At 61.5% G+C, this 24,975-nt stretch carries 18 protein-coding genes; 6 read left to right on the top strand and 12 right to left on the bottom strand.

What is annotated here, in order from left to right:
• Positions 1-244: 244 nt before the first annotated feature.
• The 3 genes from KP701_RS00520 (at position 245) to KP701_RS00530 (ending at position 5,097) form a co-directional block, all read left to right on the top strand.
• Complete coding sequence (locus KP701_RS00520; RefSeq protein ID WP_215745237.1) at positions 245-1,450, top strand: diguanylate cyclase; 1,206 nt, start codon at positions 245-247, stop codon at positions 1,448-1,450.
• 208 nt (positions 1,451-1,658) lie between these two features.
• A complete protein-coding gene (locus KP701_RS00525) occupies positions 1,659-3,704 on the top strand; it encodes an FUSC family protein (protein ID WP_215745238.1) in 2,046 nt (681 codons plus the stop codon).
• 211 nt (positions 3,705-3,915) lie between these two features.
• A complete protein-coding gene (locus KP701_RS00530) occupies positions 3,916-5,097 on the top strand; it encodes an MFS transporter (RefSeq protein WP_215745239.1) in 1,182 nt (393 codons plus the stop codon).
• Here KP701_RS00530 and KP701_RS00535 read toward each other — a convergent pair.
• From KP701_RS00535 to KP701_RS00555, 5 genes are all read right to left on the bottom strand, one after another.
• Positions 5,057-6,061, bottom strand: a complete 1,005-nt coding sequence (locus tag KP701_RS00535) for an arsenic resistance protein (protein WP_215745240.1) — start codon at positions 6,059-6,061, stop codon at positions 5,057-5,059. The genes KP701_RS00530 and KP701_RS00535 overlap by 41 nt on opposite strands.
• 103 nt (positions 6,062-6,164) lie before the next feature.
• Positions 6,165-6,512 (bottom strand): hypothetical protein, encoded by a 348-nt coding sequence (locus KP701_RS00540; RefSeq protein ID WP_024716630.1) that lies wholly within the window; start codon positions 6,510-6,512, stop codon positions 6,165-6,167.
• A gap of 12 nt (positions 6,513-6,524) precedes the next feature.
• Entirely contained in the window at positions 6,525-7,991 is a 1,467-nt protein-coding gene (locus KP701_RS00545) for an efflux transporter outer membrane subunit (protein ID WP_215745241.1), read from the bottom strand.
• On the bottom strand, positions 7,988-11,164 hold the full coding sequence (locus KP701_RS00550; protein WP_305798390.1) for an efflux RND transporter permease subunit: 3,177 nt from the start codon (positions 11,162-11,164) through the stop codon (positions 7,988-7,990). The genes KP701_RS00545 and KP701_RS00550 overlap by 4 nt, the downstream gene beginning before the upstream one ends.
• Positions 11,165-11,170: 6 nt before the next feature.
• Positions 11,171-12,367, bottom strand: coding sequence for an efflux RND transporter periplasmic adaptor subunit (locus KP701_RS00555; RefSeq protein ID WP_371818863.1), 1,197 nt, complete (start codon positions 12,365-12,367; stop codon positions 11,171-11,173).
• Between the two features lie 132 nt (positions 12,368-12,499).
• Between KP701_RS00555 and KP701_RS00560 the strand changes: the two genes are divergently transcribed.
• Entirely contained in the window at positions 12,500-13,168 is a 669-nt protein-coding gene (locus KP701_RS00560) for a TetR/AcrR family transcriptional regulator (RefSeq protein ID WP_225197490.1), read from the top strand.
• Between the two features lie 7 nt (positions 13,169-13,175).
• Here the strand turns inward: KP701_RS00560 and KP701_RS00565 are convergent, their stop codons facing one another.
• The 5 genes from KP701_RS00565 to KP701_RS00585 form a co-directional block, all read right to left on the bottom strand.
• Positions 13,176-15,719 carry a lipopolysaccharide assembly protein LapB gene (locus KP701_RS00565; RefSeq protein WP_215745242.1) on the bottom strand — a complete coding sequence of 848 codons (2,544 nt, stop codon included), beginning with the start codon at positions 15,717-15,719 and terminating at the stop codon, positions 13,176-13,178.
• On the bottom strand, positions 15,716-16,462 hold the full coding sequence (locus KP701_RS00570) for a MotE family protein (RefSeq protein WP_215745243.1): 747 nt from the start codon (positions 16,460-16,462) through the stop codon (positions 15,716-15,718). The genes KP701_RS00565 and KP701_RS00570 overlap by 4 nt, the downstream gene beginning before the upstream one ends.
• A 6-nt stretch (positions 16,463-16,468) precedes the next feature.
• Positions 16,469-16,966 carry a DUF6468 domain-containing protein gene (locus KP701_RS00575; RefSeq protein WP_215745244.1) on the bottom strand — a complete coding sequence of 166 codons (498 nt, stop codon included), beginning with the start codon at positions 16,964-16,966 and terminating at the stop codon, positions 16,469-16,471.
• A 14-nt stretch (positions 16,967-16,980) separates the two neighbouring features.
• Positions 16,981-18,012, bottom strand: a complete 1,032-nt coding sequence (gene fliM / locus KP701_RS00580; protein ID WP_215745440.1) for a flagellar motor switch protein FliM — start codon at positions 18,010-18,012, stop codon at positions 16,981-16,983.
• 83 nt (positions 18,013-18,095) lie between these two features.
• Complete coding sequence (locus KP701_RS00585; protein ID WP_215745245.1) at positions 18,096-18,569, bottom strand: flagellar basal body-associated FliL family protein; 474 nt, start codon at positions 18,567-18,569, stop codon at positions 18,096-18,098.
• A 63-nt stretch (positions 18,570-18,632) separates the two neighbouring features.
• On the opposite strand from KP701_RS00585, the gene KP701_RS00590 reads away from it, so the two are divergent.
• Complete coding sequence (locus KP701_RS00590; protein WP_215745246.1) at positions 18,633-19,892, top strand: lytic transglycosylase domain-containing protein; 1,260 nt, start codon at positions 18,633-18,635, stop codon at positions 19,890-19,892.
• A 194-nt stretch (positions 19,893-20,086) separates the two neighbouring features.
• Positions 20,087-21,502: an amino acid permease gene (locus tag KP701_RS00595; RefSeq protein ID WP_215745247.1), complete on the top strand. Its 1,416-nt coding sequence runs from the start codon at positions 20,087-20,089 to the stop codon at positions 21,500-21,502.
• Positions 21,503-21,571: 69 nt separating this feature from the next.
• Here KP701_RS00595 and KP701_RS00600 read toward each other — a convergent pair whose 3' ends face one another.
• Together KP701_RS00600 and KP701_RS00605 are read right to left on the bottom strand one after the other, a co-directional pair.
• Entirely contained in the window at positions 21,572-23,674 is a 2,103-nt protein-coding gene (locus KP701_RS00600) for a prolyl oligopeptidase family protein (protein ID WP_371818856.1), read from the bottom strand.
• A 37-nt stretch (positions 23,675-23,711) separates the two neighbouring features.
• Positions 23,712-24,965 carry a cell wall metabolism sensor histidine kinase WalK gene (locus KP701_RS00605; protein WP_252345306.1) on the bottom strand — a complete coding sequence of 418 codons (1,254 nt, stop codon included), beginning with the start codon at positions 24,963-24,965 and terminating at the stop codon, positions 23,712-23,714.
• Between the last annotated feature and the right edge of the window lie 10 nt (positions 24,966-24,975).

Below are 24,975 nucleotides of genomic sequence, written 5' to 3' on the forward strand. Positions count from 1 at the left end.
AAAGGTATTTTTCAGGAGACATACGACTCATCTTGGCGAAGATGACAGAAACGCCCTTATGCCGGGCAACAGCCAGCCCGTCATCCCTCCTAAGGGAACGCACCGGAAAGAGGCAGCCCGAAAAATGCCATTAACGCGGAGGTAAGGTCGGACTGTGTTTATTACGGGTCAGGGAGTCGACGAGCGTCTGCCTGCCTTTACGGGAGTGGCCTGTACAGCCTGTTCCATAGCCTATGCGCCATCAATGACTCCTGATCCACCTACCCTGCTTGGATGCAGTGCGGTTATTTTCCTGCTTCTGGGCGTTCATTTCATCCTGTCTGAACTCTCCAGCAGAAAATGGTCGCGTATGGCCTGGTACGCAGCCCCGTTTCTTCTGGGATCGGCTTCCGGCCTGTTTTTCATTGTTCCAACCATGCTTCCCGGATTGTGGGGACTGCGGCTGGGCGCCCTGTTCATGGTCATGGCCTATGGAGCCGCGTGGCAGGCGCTCCGCGTCATGCTGGGCTGTCAGACGCGCCTTCTGCTGCTGGTATCTGGCTGCGGCCTGTCCTTCATACTTTCGGTTCTGGCCGGACCCACTGGCCTGTTCCATGTGATCAGTACGGCCTTTCGCCTGGCGACCATCGCGGCCTTTCACGCTTTGGCGGCCCGTGACCTCCAGCAGAAAGCCCCGATCAGAACCTCGGCAAGACGCAGCCTGCTGAGGCTGCTTCGCTTTTATGCCGCCGTCCATCTCCTTCTGGTGCCCTTCGTCTTCTGGCTGCCAGCCCCCCTCGGTGCGGCACCGGCCACCATCTGGGCCGTGACGACCTACAATTTCCTGGTCGTCATCGAAGTGGCGCTCTTTGCACTGGCGATGATCGCCATTCCCTGGGAACAGCTGGCGTTCCGGCAGCAGGAACTGATCCTGCAGGATCCCCTGTCAGGCGGGAGCAATCGCCGGGCCTTCCAGGCCTGGCTGGAAAATGATGGCAAGATCTGCGCGCACGAAGCCCTGCTCATGGTCGATATCGATCATTTCAAGTCCATCAATGACGCCCATGGCCATGCGGTCGGGGATCAGATCATCATTGCCATGGGCCGTGTCTGTACGGACATCCTTTATCCCCCGACGGTTCTGTTCCGCATTGGCGGCGATGAATTCGTGGTGGTATTCCAGTGTGGCAGCCTTGACGAAATGCTCGCGACCGCACACCGCCTCCGAAAGGCCTTCTCGACGGAAACCCGCCTGATCGGGGGCGGAGCCGTTACGGCAACGCTCAGTATCGGCGCAGCCCTGTGTCCCGGCCGGGGGATCCCGCGCACGGAGCTTCTGGCCCAGGCCGATAACGCGCTCTACACCGCCAAGCAGTCCGGCCGTAACCGTGTGGTTCACGCCCCATGGGACGAAAGACCCGCCCCGGCCCACCATATCCCCCTGGCCGAGAGGACCGCTCATCACGCCTGAAAACCGGTCATGAAACCGGGCGCCTGCGGGAGTGGTCCGGAGAAATGTGTCCAGAAATATGAATAATTATTGCAATTGATTTTCCTGTCCTCGAAGGACACATATCAGCCCGTCCAATCTGTTTTACTGGAATCGGGGTTTCATGGGGCCATTCTTCAACCGGGCAGCACAGGAAATACAGTCATCATTTACTGTATTTTTTCGTGATTTGTCCTGGTTATATGCCCCTCGTCTTTCCGCTCTCGGTTTTTCGATCCGTACGACAATTGCTGCACTGGTCGCTCTGGCCATCGCGTTATGGATGGAACTGGGGCAGCCCCAGTGGGCGCCCATGACGGTCTGGATCGTGGCCCAGGGCACCCTGGGCGAAAGTCTTTCAAAGGCGCGCTGGCGCGTGGCCGGGACACTGGGCGGGATCGTCTCGGCGATCGCTCTGGCCTCAGCCTTTCCGCAGGCGCCCTGGCTGTTCTTTCCGGCTCTGGCCGGGTGGATCGGGCTGTGCACTGCGCTGGGAACGCTGGTCCATAACTTCCGCAGCTACGCGTTCGTTCTGACGGCCTATACCTGTTCCATCGTATCCCTGAGCGCACAGGCGCAGCCCGATCAGGTGTTCAGTATCGCGATGGCACGGGGCACATACATTCTTCTGGGCGTGATCTGTGGCACAGTGGCGGATATGGCCTGCCGGAGCAATGTTCCCGCCAAGGCACGCGCCGCCATCCGCAGCCAGCTTCAGCAGATCGTTCTCGAAGCCGCCAATGCCTCGCGCGATATCCTGCTCGAACATGGCACGCCCGAAAGCGATCTGCACAACATCTTCTCGCTGTCTCTCAGCCTGAGCGACCGGATCGAGTTCAGCGCCATCGAGGTCGGCCGCACACGAGGGATCGTCGATTACGCCCGGGCTACGCTCGGCCTTGCCTCCCGCCTGATGTCGCGGGCCCTTGGCATGCGCAGCCGTCTGGGCGCCGTGACCAGACGTTCAGCGCGGACCCAGGACCTGCTGCATGACGCGGCCGGGATTCTGGATCGGCTGCGTGCGGATATTGATGACGAAAAGGCGCTTCAGGCCCTGCGTCAGGAGGTTCTTGCCCTGATCGGACGATGTCAGGAGGACGTCGAACAGACCGTAAGGCTGCCCCGCGAGGAAAGTGACAGCGGCACCGTTTTCAACGACCGCATCCTGATCCAGGGGCTGCAACTGACGCTGACGGAGCTTCAGCATCTTCTGGGCTGTCTGGCGGGCGATCCCGGCGAAGACCCCAGAGCCGAAAGCTACAGGCTCGCCCGTCCCCGCAACTGGTACGCTGCCATCCATAACGGACTGCGCTCCTGCGCCGCGGTCCTGATGGCGGCCTATGTGTGGGAAGTGACGGCCTGGCCGGACGGACCGCTGTTCATCACGTTTGTCTCGGTGGTCTGCGCCCGTTTCGCATCCTTCAGCAACACGGTTCTGGCGAGCAGCGCGTTCTTCTCGGGTGCGGTCTGGGCGGCGGTCGCGGCGATCATTCCCGTCTTTCTGGTCATGCCGGCCACGGCATCCTATGCGATGCTGTGCCTGACGATTTCGGTTCCGATGCTGATCGGGGGGCTTGCGACGCGCACACCCGCCCTCGCCGCGCGGGCGGCATCCTTCAGCAACTTCTTTCCGTATCTGATCGGTCTGGACAACCACAGCCGCATCAACGAGGCCGAGTGGTTCAATACGGTGTTCGCCCTGCTGAGCGGGCTCGGCTTCGGCGTTCTCGTGTTCCGCTATGTCTTTCCATTCCAGCTGACACGGTTTTACCGGAATTTCCGGCTGGACCTGCTGTCCGACCTGCGGCTGATCGGCAGGAACCGCCGGTCCATGACTGAAGCCGTCTGGGTCGGACGGATCGTCCTGGGCATGGAGCAGCTGATCGCCCATACCAAAGCCAGCAGTTCCGGCTCCAACGACCGATGGCTTCATGCCGCCTTTTCAATGATGACGGTCGGACGCAACCTGCTCCAGATCCAGGCCTATCGCGGCCAGAACAGCCTGCCCGAGAATGCACGGGCCGTCCTCTCCCGCCTGTGCCAGAGCTTTGCCAGCCCCTTTACCGGCCCCGAGGCACTGGAACTCCAGTCCCGGGATGCGCTGGAAAGTTTTTCCACAATGGAAACGGTGGAGACCAACAGCAACCTCCGCCTGCTCCTCTCCAGCATCACGGGATGTCTCATCATCATTTCGAGTGAGCTGGGACGACGGAACGACATTCTGGAAGGAACCTGAAGCAGCCTCCCGAATCCGTGATGTCAGGGCGCAGAAATGAAAGTCATGATGTTCGTAACCCCCTGAAAAACCGGCTCTCCCGGAGCATTCCGCCGCTTCAGGAGCGATGATGGGCCTGAGCTGAATTTTTGGGTTTCCGTAATACGATCAAAGTGCCAAAAGCCCTCGCGTTCGGGACGCTCAGGTCGCCGTTCCAGTCAGGAAGTCCGTCGTGTTCAAAACGCTCTCCGGTCCGGTGATCGCAGGCCTCTGCGCCCTGTTCGCCTCGACCTTCATTGCGGTGACGACCGAGGTCGCGCCGGTTGGTCTGCTGATCGACATGGCCAAATCCTTCAACATTACGGAAGGTCATGCCGGGCTGGCGGTCAGCGCCTATGCGCTGCTCGTCGCATTCGGGGCCGTGCCCATCACGATCGCCACGAGCCGCATGGACCGCAAGATGCTCATGCTGCTCTGCCTGGCCGGATACGTCATCTCCAATCTGATTTCCGCCATGGCGCCGAACTTCGCCATCGTCTGTGCAGGACGCGCCCTGGGCGGGCTGTCGCACGCACTGATGATGTCCATTGCCGCCGCCTATGCCGCCCATCTGGTGCCCGAACGCATGACGGGGCGCGCCATTTCCTTTGTCTTTGGCGGCACATCGCTGGGGTCGGTTCTGGGCGTTCCGGGCGCGGCTGCGATCAGCCATTTCGCAAGCTGGCGGGTCGCGCTTTACGTCATTGCCGGGCTTGCGGCCCTCCTGACGATCTTCATTGCGCTCTATCTGCCGCCCGTTCGCGGGGCGGACACCAAGGCGCTCAAGGTTCCGACCATCCGCTCCCCACAGGCCGCGCGCATTTTCGGCGTCGTGATCGGCGTGAACGCCGTGTTCTTCTTCGCGCATAACCTGCTCTACACCTACGTCTCCCCGCTTCTGCTGGAGCATGGCCTGCCCGAGCACCTGCTGAGTGTCGCGCTCCTGATTACTGGTGGCGTCAGCATTTTCGGTCTGTGGGGGGCGGGGCAGGTCGTGGACCGCTGGCCGGCAGCCGGACTGTTCGGCGGCGGCCTGGCCATGCTCACGGGCATGATCCTGGTTTACGGACACCTGATTTCCGCATGGCCGAGCGTGGGGGCCGTCGGGCTGTGGTGCATGGGTTACGCTGCGATCATCCCCTTCGTCATGTCGGGCGCGATCCGCGCGCGGGCGACCAGCGCCGATGTGGCAGGCGCGGCCATCAACAGCAGCAGCAATTTCGGCATCCTTCTGGGCTCTGCCATCGGCGGCCATCTTCTGAGCACGCTGGGCTTTGCAGTGCTGTGCCCGGCATCCGTCGTGATCGCGCTGGGCGGCATCCTGCTCGCAGCGTTTAATCCCGCTGCGTTTCCCCGCCGCCTCCAGCAGGACTGACGGCAGACCGCCCGAGCCGTGGAATGGCCCGGATGAACAGCAGTTCCGCGGCCAGCTCGACCAGGGTCTGGCTGACAATCACGGCCGGCAGGAGGGGCGCACCTTCGGGCACGGCCAGCGCAAGCGGCAGAACGACAAGCGAGTTCCGCGTCGCCCCGCTGAAAGCAAGCGCCCAGCCGGCTGGCGCATCCAGCCCGGACAGTCTCGAAATCCCCCAGCCCAGCCAGGGCGCGAGCAGCGCAAAGGCCACATAGACCGGCAGGACATGAAGCACGACGGCTGTCTCGTGCCCGAGATGCGGAAGCATGGCCGCAATGACGATGAACAGGACGAAGGCCGTCACCGGAACCGGCAGCAGGCCCAGCGCCGAAGCGACCTGCGCCCCCGCCGGGCTTCGCTGTGCCCCGAACTGGACAAGGCATGCCAGACACAGCGGAATGACGATCAGCCACAGAAACGCATGCAGGAAAGGCCCGGCCTGCACCAGCCGTGACACGCCCTCGCCCAGAAAGAGATGGAGCCAGAGCGGGAGCATCACCATCTGCACCGCCAGAAGGACGGGCGTGGACGCGAGAAGGAGGGCAGCATCAGCCCGCCCCATCTGGGCGAACGTCACCACCCAGTCGATACAGGGGCAGAGAAGAACCATCAGGATACCGAGCCGGATCATTCCGTCTGCTGGCGCAAACGGAAGCAGCAGGGCCACCAGAGCAGGGACAGCCACGAAATTCGTGACCAGAAGCGCTGCGAGGAACCGGACCTTGCGGAAAGCCTGCCCCAGTTCCGCAAGCGGGATCTGAAGGAAGGTCACGAACAGCATCAGGCCCAGAACAGGGTTGATGACCACGTCCCAGAATGCGGTTCCCGTCACCAGAGCAGCCGCTGTCCCGCCGAGAAGAACGGCAAGAAAATACAGCGCGATCTGACGCTGCTCCAGAAGATCCCGCATCGAAGCAAGACTCATGACGCATACCTGACGGCACCAGATGCAAAAACCCACCTCCCGGGCAGACATGCCGTCCGGGCCGGACTCCCCATGCCGGACGTCAGGTCACGGCAGCGGGGCATCAGTCGGTCGTCGCATCTTCCGGCAGGGGCTGGATCTGACGCAGCTTTCCGTAGCGGTCATAATAGAAAACCGAAGTTCCGCGCCGCTCGGCATAGCCATCGGGCTGGCCGTCCTTCGTCTGGAACAGCAGCCGGAACGCGTCCGGCTGCTCGATCACCTTGTCCCCTGGCGGACGATAGCGGTAGCGGCTGAAGTCGGCATGGCTCTTGGGCAGCGACGAGTTATGATACAGGTCGTGCATGCTCGGCTTCTTGGGACCGTCATCCGCATCCTGCGCCACAGCCGTGCCAAGGGCCGCGCCTGAAACGGCAAGGGCGGCCAGTACTGGGACAATCAACCTGCGCATGAGGCTCTCCGGTCAGTGCGTTTGTGAGGGCACTTTAGGCGAAACCGTCTTCTGGCTCCACCCACCTCCGAGCGCGCGATACAATGTCACAATATTCTGGAACCGCGCGGCCTTGACCGTGATGGCATTCTGTTGCGCCTGAAACAGCGTGCGCTGCTGCGTCAGGGTCGTCAGGTAGCTGTCAATTCCAGCCCGATACCGCATCATGGCCAGATCAAACGCCTTCTGGGACTGCTCGACCAGCTGCCCCATGTGGCGGTCCTGCGCCGTATAGGTCTCCCGCGCCGTCAGAGCGTCGGAGACTTCACGGAACGCCGTCTGCACCGCCTTTTCATACTGCGCGGCATATTGCAGCTTCTGCCCCTTCGCCATCATGAGGTTTCCCTCACTCTGCCCCCAAGTAAAGATCGGCAGGCTGATTGATGGCGAGACCGTCCATGTCTCGGCACCCGGCGTAAAGAGCTTGCGGAACTGCAGCGAGCTCGTGCCTTCGGATGCTGTCAGCGTCACACGCGGGAAGAACGCCGCACGCGCCGCACCCACATTGGCGTTCGCACCGATCAGCGTATGTTCGGCCGCCCGAATGTCCGGACGTTGCGCCAGCAGATCCGAGGGCAGGCCTTCCGGCAGATCGCCGATCATGGTCTGCGCCCCGAACGGTGCAGGTTCAGGCAGATTGGTCGGCAGAGGTGTCCCCACCAGAAGCTGAAGCGCGTGCTCGTCGTCCGCCACGGCACGCAGATACTGCGCCTCGTAAGCAGACGCCTGCTCCACCTGTGTCTTGACCTGCGCCAGCGTCAGCGCGTCCGCTTCCCCGTTGTCATACGCAAGCTGCGTCAGACGCAGCGTGTCACGCTCGGATTTCAGGGTATCGCGCGTCACCCGAAGCTCTTCACGATCCGCGAGCCACTGGATGTAGGTCGTGCCAATCTGCGAGACGGTCGTGAGCAGGACATTGCGGGTATTTTCCACACTGTTCAACACAGCTTCCATCTGCTGGCGTGTCAGGTTCCGGATACGCCCCCACAGATCGACCTCATAGGACGAGAACCCGATGGACGTCTGATACAGACGCAGCGTCGAGACGTTCGTGCCCAGCCCTGGTGCGAACGAGAAACCCGCCGTATCGGACGGGCCGAGGAACATACCCTGTCCACCCGTCGAAATGATCGGGAAAAGGGACGCGTTCTGGATCTCGTACTGACCGCGCGAGACTGTTACGGCCGCAGCCTGCGCCGCAATATCGCGGTTATTATGCAGCGCAAGCTCCACGAGCGCCTTCAGACGTGGATCGGTATAGAAATCCTCCCACCCCAGATCGGCGACCTTGGCAGCCGCCGCAACATTCTTCGCGCCCGTATCGGCAGGATAGCTGTTCTGTGTGGCCTGGGTCGGCTGATGGTAGGTAGGGGCCAGATTGCACCCCGACACCAGAAGCAGGCCGGGAAGCCCGAGAGTAAATCCGAGACGGGCCTTCATGCGCCGTGCTCCCCTTCGGCGACAGGTGCCGCCTTGTTGTCCAGATGGGCGTACGGGTCCTTGCGGTCACGCACCCGCGCAACCCGGAACAGACGCAGCACCACCACGAAGAAGACCGGCACGAAGTAGATCGCCAGCAGCGTCGCGGAGAGCATGCCGCCCACCACGCAGGTGCCGATTGCCACACGCGCCGCCGATCCCGCACCCGTCGCAATCGCCAGCGGAAACACACCGCAGACGAAGGCAATCGAGGTCATGAGGATCGGACGCAGACGCTCGCGCCCGGCTTCCAGAACCGAGTCCTCCAGACTTTCACCGCTTTCAAAGAAGGCCTTGGCGAATTCCACGATCAGGATTGCGTTCTTCACGGACAGACCCACCGTCGTCAGCAGACCCACCTGGAAATAGACGTCGTTGGAAAGCCCGCGTCCCAGTGTCGCTGCAATGGCACCGAGCACACCCAGCGGCAGCACCAGCAGCACCGCGAACGGAATGGCCCAGCTTTCATACAGCGCAGCCAGACAGAACATGATGACGACCACGGCCAGTCCATAGAGCGGTGCGGTCGAGCCACCTGAAGCAAGCTGCTCGAACGACAGACCCGTCCATTCATAACCAATGCCGCGCGGCAGCTTGGCCAGAAGCTTCTCCATTTCCGCCATGGCCTGGCCCGAGCTTGCGCCCACGGCCGGCTGACCCTGGATTTCGTAGGAGTTCAGACCGTTATAGTCCTCGACCTTCTGCGGACCATTGACCCAATGCCCGGAGGCGAAGGCATTGAACGGCACCATCGTCCCGATCGCATTGCGGACATACCAGCGGTTCAGATCCTCCGGCGTCATGCGTGCCCAGGGCTCGCCCTGAATGTAGACCTGCTTGACGCGGTCATTGCGCATGAACTGGTTGACGTAGATCGAACCCAGAGCCCCTTCGAGCGTCGTGTTGATGTCCGCGTTGGTCAGACCGAGGGCGTTGGCACGCTCACGGTTGATGTCCAGACTGAACTGCGGCGCATCTTCCATACCCAGCGGACGAACCGCCTGAAGCAGCGGATTCTGTGCTGCTTCACGCAGGATCTGGTTTCGCGCGGCCAGCAGGGCGTCGTGGCCCAGATGCCCCGTATCTTCCAGCTCCAGATCGAAACCGGTCGCATTGCCCAGCTCCATCACGGCCGGCGGATTGACCGCGAAGATCTGCGCTTCGGGATCCATCCAGAAATGCATCATGATCTCGCGCGACACCGTCATGGTCGTATGCGCAGAGCCCGGCCGCTGGTCCCAGGGCTTCATCCGGATGAAGAACGCGCCCGCACTCTGCCCCTGCCCCGCAAAGCTGAAGCCCGTCATGGTGAAGACGGATTCAACATACTGGCCGTAGGTCTTGAGCACGTAGTCGGTGATCTTGCGGTTGACGGCGGCCGTCTGCTCCTGCGTTGCCCCGTTGCGCATCGTGACCTGGCCGAAGATGATCCCCTGATCCTCATCCGGCAGGAACCCGCCCGGCACCCGCATGAACAGGAAGGCAACCAGCCCGGTCAGCAGCGCGAACCCGATCATGCTGACGACCGGCACGCGGATCATCCACTTCACACCGCCGATATAGCCGTTGGTCAGACGATCGAACGTCCGGTTGAACCAGGCGGCCGGACCACGTTCATGGCCCTTGTGCGTCGGCTTGAGCATGGAGGCGCAAAGCGCAGGCGTCATGACCATCGCCACCAGAACCGACAGCCACATGGCCGCGACGATGGTGATGGAGAACTGGCGATAGATCACACCCGTCGAGCCACCGAACGCCGCCATCGGCAGGAACACCGCCGTCAGCACCAGAACGATGCCGACAAGCGCACCCGAGATCTCGTCCATGGAGACGCGGGCCGCTTCCTTGGGAGACAGCCCCTTGTCCGTCATGACACGTTCGACGTTCTCAACCACCACGATCGCGTCATCGACCAGCAGACCGACTGCCAAAACCATGGCCAGCATGGTCAGCGTATTGATGCTGTAGCCCAGAATGGACATCAGCCCGAACGTTCCCAGCAGCACCACCGGTACCGCGATCGTCGGGATCAGCGTCGCGCGGAAGTTCTGCAGGAAGATCAGCATCACGATGAACACGAGGACAATCGCCTCGATCAGCGTCTGGACCACTTCATGGATCGACAGCGTGATGAACGGCTCGGTATCCAGCGGGTAGACGAGCTTCAGACCCTGCGGGAAATAACGGCTCAGTTCGTTCAGACGCGCGCGGACAGCCGCTTCGGTCTTGAGCTGGTTCGCACCCGGCGCAAGCTTGAGCGCCATCGCCGATGCGGGATGGTTGTTATAGACAGACCCGAGTGCGTAGCTCTGCGCTCCAAGCTCGACGCGCGCCACGTCCTTCAGACGCACCTGGCTGCCATCCTGCTGCACCTTGAGCAGGATTTCCTTGAACTGCTCCGGCGTGCTCAGGCGGGTCGGACCAATGATCGTGGCATCAAAACCGATGCCCTTCTTGGCCGGAAGACCACCCAGCTCACCCGATGAGACCTGAATGTTCTGTGCAGAAATCGCCGCCTGCACGTCCCCGACCGTCAGGCCGAAATTGTACAGCCTGGACGGATCCAGCCAGACACGCATCGCATATTCCGAGCCGAACAGCGTATGATCGCCCACGCCCGACACACGCGACAGCGGATCGGAAATGTTGGACGCCACATAATCCGCAATGTCCTGCCCGGACATGCTGCCGTCTTCGGAAATAAAGGCCAGAACCATCATGAAGTTCTTGGTGGCCTTCGTGATGCTCAGGCCCTGGGCCGTCACTTCCGAGGGCAGACGCGGCTGGGCAAGCTGCAGCTTGTTCTGGACCTGAACCTGCGCGATGTCAGGATCCGTGCCCTGCTCGAAGGTCAGGTCGATCTCCATCTGGCCGCTCGCATAAGACGAAGCGGACAGATATTCGAGATGATCCAGACCATACATCTGCTGCAGGATCGGACGCACAACCGTGTTGTTCACCGTCTCGGCAGATGCACCCGGATACATGACCGAAATGGCGATCTGTGGCGGGGCGATGCTCGGATACTGTGCGATAGGCATGCGCGTGATCGCAACAGCACCGACAAGCATGATGATCAGACCAATGACCCACGCAAAGATGGGCCGGTCAATAAAGAAGCGGGACAATGACATGCGGGGTTACTCCGCCTTTCCCGCAGGGGCGTCAGCCGGGACATCGTGAGGTGTGACTTTCGCACCCGGCTGCACCTTCTGCAGACCGTTCACGATCACCTTCTCCCCCGCCTTCAGCCCGTCTGAAACAAGCCAGGAATCCCCCACCGTCCGCGAGACCTGAATGGAGCGCTGGGCAACCTTGTTCTCACCATCCACGATCATGACGTAGGGATTGCCCTTGGCATCACGCGCCACGGCAACCTGCGGCACCAGCAGACCATTCGGATCAATGCCTTCCTGAATATGCGCATGCACGAACATACCCGGCAGCAGCAGATGATCGGGGTTCGGGAAAACCGCCCGCATGACAAGCGTTCCGGTCGACGGGTCAACCGTGACTTCGGAAAGCTGGAGCTTGCCGCGCGTCGGATAATCGGAGCTGTCTTCCAGCTTCAGGCTGACAGCCGCCGCATCCGCACCACTGCGTTCGACCTGCCCATTCGCCAGCTCCCGCTTGAGACGCAACATGTCAGCCGCCGCCAGATTGACGTCCACATAAATCGGATCAAGCCGCGTCACGACCGCAATCGGCTGGGTCTGCCCCGCCGTCAGCAGCGCACCCGGCGTATAGAGCGTACGGCCGATCCGGCCGCTGATTGGCGCGCGAACATGCGTGTAGTTCAGATTGACCGCCGCCGCTTCCACGGCAGCCTTGGCCTGGGCCACCTGGGCTTCTGCCTCACGCGCGGTTGCCAGGGTGTTGTCGAAATCCTGCGAACTCACGGCATGGGCTGCCACCAGCGGACGATACCTCTTCAGCTGACCATTCGCCCGCGCAGCGGCAGCCTGTGCATTGAGAAGCTGGGCTTTCGCCTGATCGTAAGCCGCCTGATAGGGCGCAATATAGATCTGGAAGAGCTGCTGCCCCGCTTTAACGTCCGCACCCTGTTCGAAATCACGCGAGACGATGACACCATTCACCTGCGGCCGGATCTGCGCCTGTTCATAGGCATCCGTCCGACCCGGCAGGGACGTCTCAAGCGTAACGGGCTGCGTCTTCAGCGTCACCACGTCAACAGGCTGCGGCGGCATCTGGGGAGGAGGAGTTTTTTTCTGGCATCCTGCCACCAGCAGCGGCAGTGCCAGAAGCGACACCAGAAAAGTTCCCTTCCCACCCCACGGACCGACCGCAGACAGGGCGGCAGAAGAATTCAAAGACATTTTCTGAAAAGAAGGCATGATACGGCCGCTATCCTGTGATACAGAAACCCGCTAGTTTCCCGCGAGGACGGAAACTAGCGGGTTTCTTTGACAGACGTCAATTCAGTCTGTGAAATAATATCGGAGTTAATCTTGAACAGTCCGTCGAGCAGCCAATCCGAAGACCGGAAACAGCCCTGCTGTGGCCGTCCAGCGCAGCTCGATGAAGCCGAAAGACGCATCCGGATCCTGGATGCGGCCAGTGCGGTTCTGACCACCCACGGCTATCATGCCGCGTCGATGGACAGCATCGCAGCCTGCTCGGGGATGTCCAAAAAAACCCTCTATCAGTTTTTCGACTCCAAGAAAGTTCTTTTCGAGACCCTGATCCTGGAACGGCTTTTCGCCCCCATAGACTATACACCGCTTCCCACAGATCCCATGGAGAAGCAGCTTCTGGGCCTGATGACCAGTATCGCAGCCTGCATGTTCTGCGACGAGCGCCTGAGCCTGCTCCGCTCCGTCATCACGGAAACCAGCCGCAACCCGGCCGTCCGCCAACTCGTCGCAGACCTCTTCCAGCTTTCGGGCCGTGTCCTGCCAATCCAGAACTGGCTGGCTGCACAGTCCGAAGCCGGCAGACTGGATATTCCCGACATTACCGAAGCTTCGGATCTACTCTTCGGCATGACGCTTGGCGGCCCCATGCTGGGACGGCTCACCCACTGCAAACCCCATCGCTCAAAAGAAAACCTCGAAGAATTCATGGCGTATGGAATCAGGGTTTTCCTCGAAGGCCATCGTCCGGTCACTCAGGCCTGAAGAAGACTTACCCCCCTGCGGAAACCGGCGGCGAGGCGTCTTCACGACTTCCTGTCAGCAGACGGAAAACACCTCCAGACGGCGTCCCGTTCATCAGTACCCCAAACCGTGTCTGCAGGTTTTTAAGCGTCTGCTGATCCTGCGCCCTCGACGCATCTCCTCCAATTCGCAGGACAAGAGCCTGCTGTTCTGGCGAAAGCGTTTCTTTCGAAGCACCACCGGCTCCGGGGAGACTGTCCAGCATGGGCACAAGCGCCTCAACCGCATGAGACCAGTCCCCGGCCTTTTCAGCCATCTGCGCCCGCAAGGTCCAGGCACGCGGATCGCGAATGGTCGCCAGCTCTGACACCGCTTCCTCCGGATGATGATCCGCCAGTGCAATGCGCGCTTTCAAAAGCGCCACCTCCACGGACTGGCTGCTGCTTCCACCAGGAAGTGCCAGCGCAGCATCCGGAGATCCCTCGGCAAAAACCCCAAGATCCTGTCGTGCCGCCTTGAGGTCTCCCATATTGAGCTCAAGCGTCGCCAGCCGGATCCGGACATTCGTCTCCTGGGCATTACTCCCGGACGCCAGAAGATCCCGCAGGGCCTCACGCTCCTGATCCGGCAGGCCAAGTGCCTCGTAACGACGAGCCAGACCATCGAGAATATCACCGCGCACGGCACTGTCTGACGCTTTAAGGAGCGCATCTTTCAGAAAGGCAACTTCGTTCATGTTCTGCCGCGCGCCCGAAGACGCAGACCGGGCCATCTGCCGGATAATGTCCGTTTCCTGCACAGCGACCCTGGCAGCATCATCCGGATACAGACGCTCCCATTCCTGCACCGCCGCAGCGGCCCCTTCGAGGTTTCCGCCTTCCATCAGGGCTTTGATCTGTAGAAGACGCCCATCCTTCTCGCGTTCCGCAACCCGAAGAGCGGGCAGGATGCCATCCACCTGATCCGCCACAGCCTGCGGCGGGAGAGTCTTTTTTTCCAGTGCCAGCCGGAGAGAAGCTTCACGAGCAACCGGCCAGATCAACGGCGATGGGTCATGTGCAAGAACAGAGAGCTTTGCTTCTGCATCCGGCGTATTCCGCCGCGCCGCCAGCAGGGCCTTCGCCAGAGCCACCTGTGGGCTGTCCGGAAACTGATCGAGCACTTTCGTGGCGCCATCGCTTCCATAACGCGCGATCCACTGGCTCGCCAAAGGCAATAGCCGCTCCTTCAGCGGAACTGCATACGCCTGAAGAACAGGAAGACCTGTCGCAATCAGATCCGCCGTCTGAAGACGGTCGTTTTCCGGAGATCCTGATGCGCTTTGTCCAACCCGACGGGAAGACGGCAGAAGCATACGCATCATTCCGCGCCAGAGCTGGTCTTCCGGCGTACTCCCGCCATCTTCTGCCAGCGAGGAAGAGCCTGGCCGGGCATTGAGTACCGCCGATATCTGTTGGAGCCGGCGTGCTTCAGGCTTTTCCACACCCTCGGGCCAGTCCTGCAAAGCCACGTCCATGACTTCACCCAGCAGCGGGCCATTGCCAGCCCGTGCTGCCGCCTGCGCAACCCGCATCCGAGCACCAAAGCGATCCCCCAAAGACGCCATGGCAGCAGAGGCTACACTCCGCCTGAGCGCCTCACGCAGCTCTTCTGGGGTTCCCGCCCCCAGGCTGACACCGCTCAGGGACGAACCATAGGGTTGAAGCCGGTTGGATGCCATCAGTGGAAAACTGTCCGGCCCCATCGTATCCAGGATCAGTTTCCCACCTGCCTGACGCAGCTCTACGGTGTCGGAATCAGCCGCAACCACGACGCCAATCAGACTGCCCCGAACCGCGAACCCTGTTCCCAGGCGCCGCATGGGCTGCTGAATGCGGCCTGAGCGCGTCATTCCAAGCAGCAGCCTTCGCCCTGAGTCAGGATCATCCAGCGCGACAACCTGCGGCAGACCTTCCGCAACCGGCGGCGTGAACGTCAAGGCGTTTGCATCCTGCCCAAGAAGCATATCGGCCTGAGGCTTTACATCCGCCGCAACTGACAGCGTCCACCCAGCCCCGACAGGACGAAGAACAGGATCGCGCTCGTCGGACAACGTTACGGTAATGACTGTCACATCTGACAGGATTCGGCTGGAAACAGATTTGAAAGGCCCGATCCCGGCCAAACCCATCGTATCCAGAACATGCCGCCCTGCCGCCACGAGTACGATATTCGGCCCATTGCGGAACGCCGCAACAGGCGTCAGTTCACCCAGAGGCAGCCACAGTCCGGTTGCGCCGGGGACCTGCACGGACGTTCCATAAGTGGGAGCTGTCGTCGCCTGTGACTGAGCTCCGGTGACTGATGCCGGCCCAGCAGAAACCCGTTTTTCCTGTACTGCTTTTTCGGGATGCGGAAAAAGCGGCGACGGGTCGTTCAGGAAAGCCCAGCCCGCAGGCAACAGCTTTTCATCAGCGGCTTTTGCAGGGCCAGTTTCTACCTTTTCAGGTTTGGTGCGCACGGTTATGGGCGCGGCCACAGCCGTGTCGAGCAGCGACAGGCTCAGTACAGTGAGCAGAAACGCCCGTTTCATCCGTTACCACCGATCCGGGTGGCAGGCCGTGCATGAGAGTTCACAAGGAGCTGCGTGGCAAGAATGGCGCGCTGGGGGGACATGGCCTCCATGATTGCGGACGCCTTGCGCGGATTCATCCTGTTGAGCAGCGCTACGCCAACACGCAGATCAAGAATATTGAAGATTGCTGCGGCATCTTCGGGTTTCATCGCCTGATAGATCTTGACCAGCCTGGCTGCATCATCATTGCGCAGCTGGTCCGTCTGCTGTTCGCTGTTCTCAAGGGCAGTCCGGGAATTTTCCAGCGCTGTCATCCGTCGCTGCAACTCTTCCTCAGCCGCATCAACAAGGCGCTGGCGGTCATTTAATGCTGCATCACGCCGATCCAGCTCCTTTTCCCGGGCAGCAAGCTGTTCCACGAGTGCGGGATCTGCGGGCTGCACCGTTGGTGCTGGCGCTGCGGGCACGGGTCCCTTGCAGCCCCCATGAGCACACAGATCATCCGTTTTCGGAACAGCCATCGCCAGGGTGGGTGCAGCTCCCGTGGGCGTGGATGGCGCCGGTGAGGCTTCTGTCGGCGCAGCGGGCTGCGGCTGCGGCTGCGGCTGCGGCTGCGGCTGCGGCTGAGCCATCGCAACAGTTGTCAGAGACGAAGAGGGAGAATCCGCGTCGCCCATCAGATCACCCGCGATCGCGTAGATCTTGACCCCGAGAAGAACGATCATGAGACCGCAGGCAAGGTGCAGGATACGGAAAAACATGACGTGTTATCCCTGCTTCTGCCGAAGAGCACGCAGAAGTTCACGCTCGGCAGCACTCTTGCTGCCACTGGGCTTCATGGTCCGCACTTCGTCCGGCTTCAGCCGAAGCGCGGAGCGGAACGGGGCTTCCTCGGGCCGTTCCTCAACACGGGAAGAGGCCTTCATGCCTGCGGTAGCGACACGTCCGGCGGGAAGGAGAGATTCCAGTTGCTGGGCCAGCGTCTCGGAGCGTTCGCACAGCATGGCCAGATCCCGCTTCAGGCTCTTGCCGGACTCAACGGTTTTCCCTAGGGCACGTCCGACGAGTTCTGTCGTCTGTCGCAGATGATCAATGCCGGACTGCGCCTGAGCACTGCTGGACTGGAGACTGGCGATCAGGGCATCGAGCTGTCCACGGTCACGCCGCAGGACGGAGAGGGCACGCCCCAGATAGAGACTGTAGAAAATCGTCACCAGCAACAGCATTGACAGGGCGATCTCGATCCCAAGCTGAAATCTGTCCATGAAATATGCTCCGCTCAGCTATAGGATGTGGCACGATCCGTGCCGGGTTTCTGGTTAAGAACGTCTTCGATCTTGACGGCGACCTGCCCCTGCTTCCGCCCGACCCGCCCCGTAAAAAGGACGTGTTCGCCACAACGCAGACTGACGGGAGCATCCGGCTTGCGGCGCAGGACCAGCTGATCCCCGGGAGCGAGCTTCATGATATCTTTCAGATTCATGGTCTGCTCTTCCAGAACGGCATCCAGGGTCAGATCCGTCTGCCAGAGTTCTCGGGCGAGATGGTTTTCCCAGATGCCGTCATGACCGAATTTCTCGCCCATGAACTGCTGCAGCAGAATGTCTCGCACAGGCTCGAGCGTGGCGTGGGGCAGTACGATATCCACGTCTCCGCCGCGGCCTTCCATATCGATGCCGAACCGTGCGGTAACCACCCCGTTTCCAGCCCGGCAGATCATTGCGAAACGTGAATTCATTTCCAGGCGTTCGAAATGAAAATTGACGGCGCAGAGCGGGCTGAAGCTCGTTTCCAGATCATCAAGGATGATCCTCACCATCGGCTCGATCAGCGCGCGCTCAATGGCAGTATGATGCCGCCCGGTCTGGCGGCTGGCCGGAGGGGTGAGAGCGCTGTCACCGCGGACATGCCCCCCGAGAAGGGCATCGACAATGCTGTAGATCAGAGAGGAACTCAGCACGACGACGCCGTAATTGTCCCACTCTTCCGCCTTGAAGACCGCGAACATGGCCTGTCCGGGCACGTTTTCGAGATAATCTCCAAAACGCTGCGAGCCCAGGCGATCCATAGACGCCTCGACGTTATCGCTGGTGAAATTGCGCAGGCTTGTCGTCAGGATTCTGGTAAAACGGTCGAAGACCACTTCAAGCATCGGCAGCCGCTCGGACGAAACACCCGATGTGCTGACCACGCGCTCGATACCGCTGCTGTCAGCAGCGCCCGTGACCACAGAATCCTTGCCGAAAAAGCTGTCGATCTCGGCCTGGCTGAGAACATGGTCTTCGTCGCTGCGATCGCCCAGCCCGACCATTCCCTGCCCAGACAGGGGAAAGGCGGCGGCGGGTATGTCCGTGCCCTGGTCCGCGAAAGCGGTATCAGCCTGTCGGTCGTCACTCACTGCACCAGCACCTCTACGAAAAAGAGATCCCTTACACGCAGGGGCGCCACGATATTGGTGATCTGTGCCAGCATTGTTTCCCGCAGACGGTAGATACCGCTGCCGGAAAGCTCCGAAGGCTGCATTCCGTGCAGACAGGTCTGGAATGCATCCTGAATCTGCGGCATCAGAGACGCGACATTTGCCGCGTCTTTGCCGTCTTCGACCTCAAGCCGGGCACCAATCCGGACGTATCGCGTGCGATCCGTACCGGAGTCGAGATTGGACAGAATGGTTGGAATGGTGATGGTGGTCCACTTCACCGGCTGAGGAGCAGTCTTGGCGACCGGGGTTGCCGCATGATGAAAATGCTTCCATGCAAAGGCTCCACCACCAGCCAGAAGCAGGCATGCCAGCACTGCAAGGATGATGATCTTGCGCTTACCCCCCTTCTTGACCGGGGTTTCGTTTTCCGGAGTCTCCGTCGTCACCGTTTGTCTGCCTTCTCTTTCGGACAACGCTCATCATCGGCATAAAAGATTAACAGTGGGTTTATGATGCTCAGGAAAAGGCGAGTCTTCCTTCAGACGGGAACCATCATCCTGAGCCTTGCGGCCCTTGCAGGCTGCGCGTCCCAGCGCTCTCCGTACAACCGGTACTATTCCTCAAGCGGCGCCTATCGCGCGCCCGGTCCGGCCAGCGATCCGTGGGGCCCGTACATCATTCAGGCCGCAAACCGCTTCTCGATTCCCCAGGACTGGATCCGTGCCGTGATCCATCAGGAATCGGGCGGTCACCAGTTTCTGGACGGGCGGCCCATCACCTCCCATTCCGGAGCAATGGGCCTGATGCAGCTCATGCCCCAGACCTATGCCGACATGCGCTCGCGCTACGGTCTGCGTTCGGATCCTTACGAGCCTCATGACAACATCATGGCAGGCACGGGCTATATCAGCATCCTCGCCCGGAAATACGGCGCTCCGGCTTTTCTGGCCGCTTACAATGCCGGTCCGCAGCGGCTTGAGGACTATCTCTACGAAGGGCGGCAACTGCCCAACGAAACCGTCAATTACGTTGCAAGCATCACTCCGCATCTTGGCACCCAGGTCGCCCTGACGGGTCCGCTGGCGGCCTATGCCACCGCCGATCAGCTGAACGCCTCGCAGTCCGGCACGGCCCTCGCAGGCCTGGCCCCGGCCCAGACAGCGCCTGCGCCGGTCATGACGGCGTCAGCCCGCAGTGTGGGGCAGGTCTGGGCCAGCCGGCATGTCACGAGTGTCGCCGCCCAGACACCCATCGCAGCCCCCAGCGCTGTTCCGTGCAACCCGGACGATGCCTACGATCCCGATGTGCCGTGTGCCGTCCAGCCCGTCAGCACGCCTCCCCTCGCCGCACCGTCTCCGACCTTTGTTTCCGGGCCTGCTGGCGATACGCTGACCATTCAGGAACCGGTTTCTTCCCGGCCGCTTCCGCCTGCCCCCGCCATTCCGACGCCCCATACGCTGCCGACACAGCCGACAGAATCGACCACCATGGTTGTCGGCTACAGGCGCCCTGGAAGCTATGGCCCCTGGGCGGTTCAGGTGGGTGCCTTCGGCAGCATCGGACAGGCGAAGTTTGCCGCCACCATGGCGCGACAGGCTGCCTTTACGTCACTTCAGTCCGCCCGAATCGAAGTTCATCCCACCCCCAGCCATGGCACCACGGTCTGGCGGGCCCGTCTAACAGGCATCAGCCGTGTCGGAGCGGCTCAGGCCTGCTCGACTCTTTCCGGACAGGGAATGGCCTGCATGGCTGTCCCGCCGGGACATTGAAGGCACAGTCCGGGGAACAGTTTCGGCCTCAGAAGCAATCCGCGTTGGCAATGCGGTCACTTTCGCCTATGTTCCCATGCATGCCACACATAGCTGACGCGCATGAAGCGTAGGCCCTCACGGCCCGGCCTCTCGTCATGCGGCCCCATGCAGCTTTACCGACACCTTTTACGACGACTTCCCAGGACGCGCAGATGACGACAAGCCCGGCTCCCGATCACACCCCGACCCATGCAGGGGCCATCAGTGAGGAAGGCTATCACAAGGACCTCGGACGCCGTCATGTGCAGATGATCGCCATCGGTGGCGCCATCGGAACAGGGCTGTTTCTGGGCGCGGGCTCCCGCCTTCAGGTGGCTGGTCCGTCCCTTGCGATCATCTATGCGATCTGCGGCGTCTTTTCGTTCCTGATCCTGCGCGCGCTGGGCGAACTGGTCATGTACCGCCCGACCAGCGGCAGCTTCGTGACCTATGCGCGTGAGTTCCTTGGCGAGCGGGCCGCCTATATGGCGGGCTGGCTGTCCTTCCTGAACTGGGCCATGACCGGCATCGTCGATATCACCGCCGTGGCGCTCTACATGCATTACTGGGCGGTGTTCCTGCCGGTTCCGCAATGGGCCTTCGCGCTTGCGGCCCTGGCAATCGTTGGCACCATGAATATGATCGGCGTGCGCTATTTCGGCGAGATGGAGTTCTGGTTCTCCCTCATCAAGGTCGTGGCGCTGGCGCTCTTTCTCATTGCCGGTGCCATCATTCTCGGGACACGCATGCCGGTGGCAGGCCATACGACCGGCTTTCACCTGATTACCGAAAATGGCGGAATCTTCCCGCATGGCCTGTTCTCGGCCCTCATGCTGCTTCAGGGCGTGGTGTTCGCCTATTCGGGCATTGAACTGCTGGGCACGGCCGCCGGTGAATGCGAGGACGCCCGCGAAATTCTGCCCCGCGCCATCAACAGCGTGATCTGGCGTATCGCCCTGTTCTATGTCGGTTCGGTGATCCTGCTGGTCTGCCTGCTGCCCTGGACCGAATATCATGCCGGGACCAGCCCGTTCGTGACCTTCTTTCAGGCGCTCGGCATCCCCGGCATCGGCACCATCATGAACATCGTGGTCCTGACCGCCGCGCTCTCCAGCCTCAATTCCGGCCTGTATTCCACAGGCCGCGTCCTGCGCGCCCTCGCCCTTGGCGGTTCCGGCCCGAAGGCTCTGGGCAAGCTGAACCGCAGCTCCGTGCCTTATGTCGGCATCCTTACGACGCTGGGTGTCTATCTGGTGGGCGTGATGCTGAACTACCTCATCCCGTCACGCGTGTTCGAAATCGTCCTGAACTTCTCGGCGCTGGGCATCATCAGCACCTGGGGCTTCATCCTGCTGTGCCAGCTCCGCCTGCGGGCTGCGATCAACCGCGGTGACATCGCGCCCACAGGCTTCAACATGCCCGGCGCGCCTTACACAACCTGGGCGACCCTCGGCTTTCTGGGCTTCGTCCTGATCATGATGGCTTTCGACTACCCGGACGGCACGATCACGATTGGCGCCATCCCCCTGATCGGCGCCATCCTGATTGGTGGCTGGTGTCTGCTGGATCGCGGTCGCCGCCCCGGCTGATCCTCTTTCCCGGCACAAAAAAGGGCGCTCCTGAGAGCGCCCTTTTTCATGTCCGCATGACGCGAAGCCTCAATGCGTCCGGCCCAGTTCGGACCACAGATAGGCGTAGCTCAGTGCCTGCGTCTGGGCGATTTCCTTCTGGCTGGCACCAAAACCATGACCGCCCGCCACCTGCTCCCAGTAATAATACGGCAGCTTCAGCTCACTCATGCGCCACGCAAAACGGCGGGCATGAACGGGGCCAACGCGATCGTCCTTGGTGGTCGTCTCGATGAACGGTACGGGGTATTTCACATCCGGCTTCAGGTTCTGAAGCGGCGAAATCCCGCGCAGGAACGCCTTCTGCTCCGGGATGGAAACCGTCCCATATTCACCGACCCAGGACGCACCCGCCGACATGTGCTCGTAATTCATCATGTCGAGCAGCGGGACTTCGATATCAACAGCCTTCCAGAAATCCGGATGCTGCGTGAACTCGACCCCCATCAGCAGCCCGCCGTTGGAACCACCCTGAATCGCCAGATGCTGCGGGGACGTCACCTTCCGGTCCATCAGGTCCTTCGCGACGGAAGCGAAATCGTCATAGATCCGCTGACGATGAGTCTTGAGACCCGCATCATGCCAGGCTGGGCCGAACTCCCCGCCGCCGCGGATGTTCGCGAGAACATACACGCCGCCACGCGACAGCCAGTTATTGCCGATCCCGGCCGAATAGAACGGGAAAAGCGGCACTTCAAACCCGCCATAGGCATAAAGCAGCGTCGGATTGGTGCCATCCAGCTTCATGTCCCGCCGATGGACGATGAAATACGGAACGCTGGTTCCATCGGTCGAGCGCACTTCCTGCTGCTCCACCGTCATGTCCGAGGCATCGAACTGTGCCGGCAGCGTATGGAGCTTCTGCACCGAAGCCGTATCGCTGTTGATTTCCCACAGGGTGGTCGGGCTCAGAAATCCGGTCGAGACGGCATAGGCCACCGGGCTGTCCTCATCGACGCTGACCAGATCCACGGACATGTTCTGCGGCAGAGGCAGATCCCGAAGCGTAAAGCCCGTACTGGACGGCGTATAGATCGAAATCCGACCCCGCACGTTGTCGTAAAGCGTGACGATCAGATGGCCGTGGCTCGTAGAGACTTCCTCAATCATCTGCTTCCCGGTCGGTGCGAGCAGAAGCTGGGGCGCGGCGGTTGCTGCGACCGGATCGACCAGCACCACACTCCCCTGCGGGAAAGTCTGCGTCCCGACTTTCCAGTCTTCCTTCAACTGAACGACCAGACGGCCATTGAACAGCCCCGCAACGTCCGCCTTCAGGGGAATGGCGACCGGCGTTACCTGACCATCGCGATACAGGAACACTTTGGCCGAAAACGCGTCCAGACCTTCGCGGATCAGCGTCACCTGATGTCCGGCCCCGTCATGCAGGACCTCCGGTCCGACCTCGACGTCCCTGCGATTGCCGGCAAAGACCGTCTGCGCCTCGGCCAGAGACTGCCCGCGCTTGAGCAGCTTCACGATATACGGATAGGACGATTCCGTAACATCGGCATCCGTCCAGGGATAGCTGACCAGAAGCGTATCCCGGTCCAGCCAGCTGGAATCCTGCTTGGCATGGGGCAGGCTGAACCCGCCTTCGACAAACTTTCCTGTCCGCAGATCGAACTCCCGTACGGTCTTGGCGTCCTCACCCCCATCCGAAAGATGCAGCAGGCAGAGATTCTGCTGGCTGTGCAGGCAGTCCACGCCCCCATAGACCCAGTTGCGCTTCTCTTTCGCCGCCAGCGCATCAAGATCCAGCGCCACCGTCCATTCCGGATGTTCAGACGCATAGGAATCCGGTGTCGTCCGGCGCAGGATGCCCCGCAGATGCCGGTCATCACGCCAGAAATTGTAGATCATCCTGTCAATCTGCATCGGCGACGCCAGACGGTCGTGAGTCTGAAGCAGTTTAAGCGATGTGTTGTACAGCCCCTGATACAGCGGCCCATGACCCAGAAGACGCAGGGTCCTGTCGTTCTGTGCCTTCACCCAGGACATGGCCTGCGCGCCGTTGATATCGCTCAGCCAGGCGGGGATGGTGTCGGGCGCATCGGCTGCATGAAGCGGCGTAAACATGCTGCCCGTCAGCAGAGCGGCCAGACCGGCACGGCGGAAACTGCGGAGAACTCTCACTGTCACAACACCTTCTGATTGTTTCAGATGGAAACTGTCATTCCACCATCGAAACTGCAAGTGTCGCCCCCGCAGGCGGCAGCCAGACCAGACAGGTCGTCCCTTTTCCCGGAGCACTGGCAATCCGCAGTCGTCCGCCATGCCGGTCCAGAATATGTCGCACGATGGACAGACCGAGCCCCGTCCCCTGTCCCGCCCCGTCCGTCGGCGCGCCCACGCGATAGAAACGCTCGGTCAGGCGCGGCAGATGATGCGCCTCCATCCCGCAGCCATTGTCCTCGATCCCGAGAATGACGCCTCCATCCGCAGGCCAGCGATCATCCGGGCTGGCCGCGCGCCGCGCAGACAGGGTGATGGTCAGCGGATCGCCCTCCTGCGCGCCATAACGCAGGGCATTTTCAATCAGGTTGAGGAGAACCTGAACCATCTCATCTTCGTCAGCGCGGACCAGCAGGTCGTCCTCGATCTCCAGCTTCAGGCTACGCCCTTCCTGCTCGAAACGTGGCGCAACTTCCCCGAGCACCACCGCCATGAGATCGGCCACGTCCACCACGTCCCGGGGACGCTGATGCTCATGCGCCTGCACGCGCGACAGGTACAGCAGACGGTCGATCAGACGTTTCAACCGCTCGGACTGCTGGCGCATGATGTCGAGGAACTGCTGCCGCATGACCGGGTTTTCCCCGGCAGCCCCCTGCAACGCATCGATGAATCCGCTCAGCGAGGCGAGCGGCGTGCGCAGTTCGTGGCTGGCATGAGCCACGAAATCCATGCGCATCCTGTCCGCAGCCTGCGCCTCGCTCCGGTCGGTCAGCACCACCAGAACACGCCTGTCCTGCCCCTTCCCGCCCGGGAGCCGGCGCAGCATCAGGTGAAGCGTGCGCGGAACCGGCACATCGAGCGTAAAGGTCGTGGAGCAGACCGGCGGCAGATCCCCCCGATTGATGCTGCCTGATGGACCGGCCGGGACCGGCGCCCGCAACGCCGCAGAAAGTGCAGCGCGCGCTGCTGGATGGCGAAGGATGGCGCCAACCGTTTCCCCGAACTGGGACGCGGCTTCCTCGTTGACCTGAACGATCGCTCCAAGCCCGTCCAGCACCACGGCGCAGGCTGGCAGCGGATCAACCGGCAGGTCGGCCGGCGACACGGGTGTCAGATAATCGTCAGGCGGGGACGTCGGCACCCGCGGCTGGCGCAGAAGCAGCCAGACCGCCAGCACCCATCCCGCCAGAGCCACGCAGACGAGGACCATGCCCACCTGCAGTGGCAGCGTATCCGCTGCAGGCGGCAATCCTCCCGGC

The sequence above is a fragment of the Gluconobacter sp. P1C6_b genome, assembly GCF_018811945.1.
Classification (GTDB): domain Bacteria; phylum Pseudomonadota; class Alphaproteobacteria; order Acetobacterales; family Acetobacteraceae; genus Gluconobacter.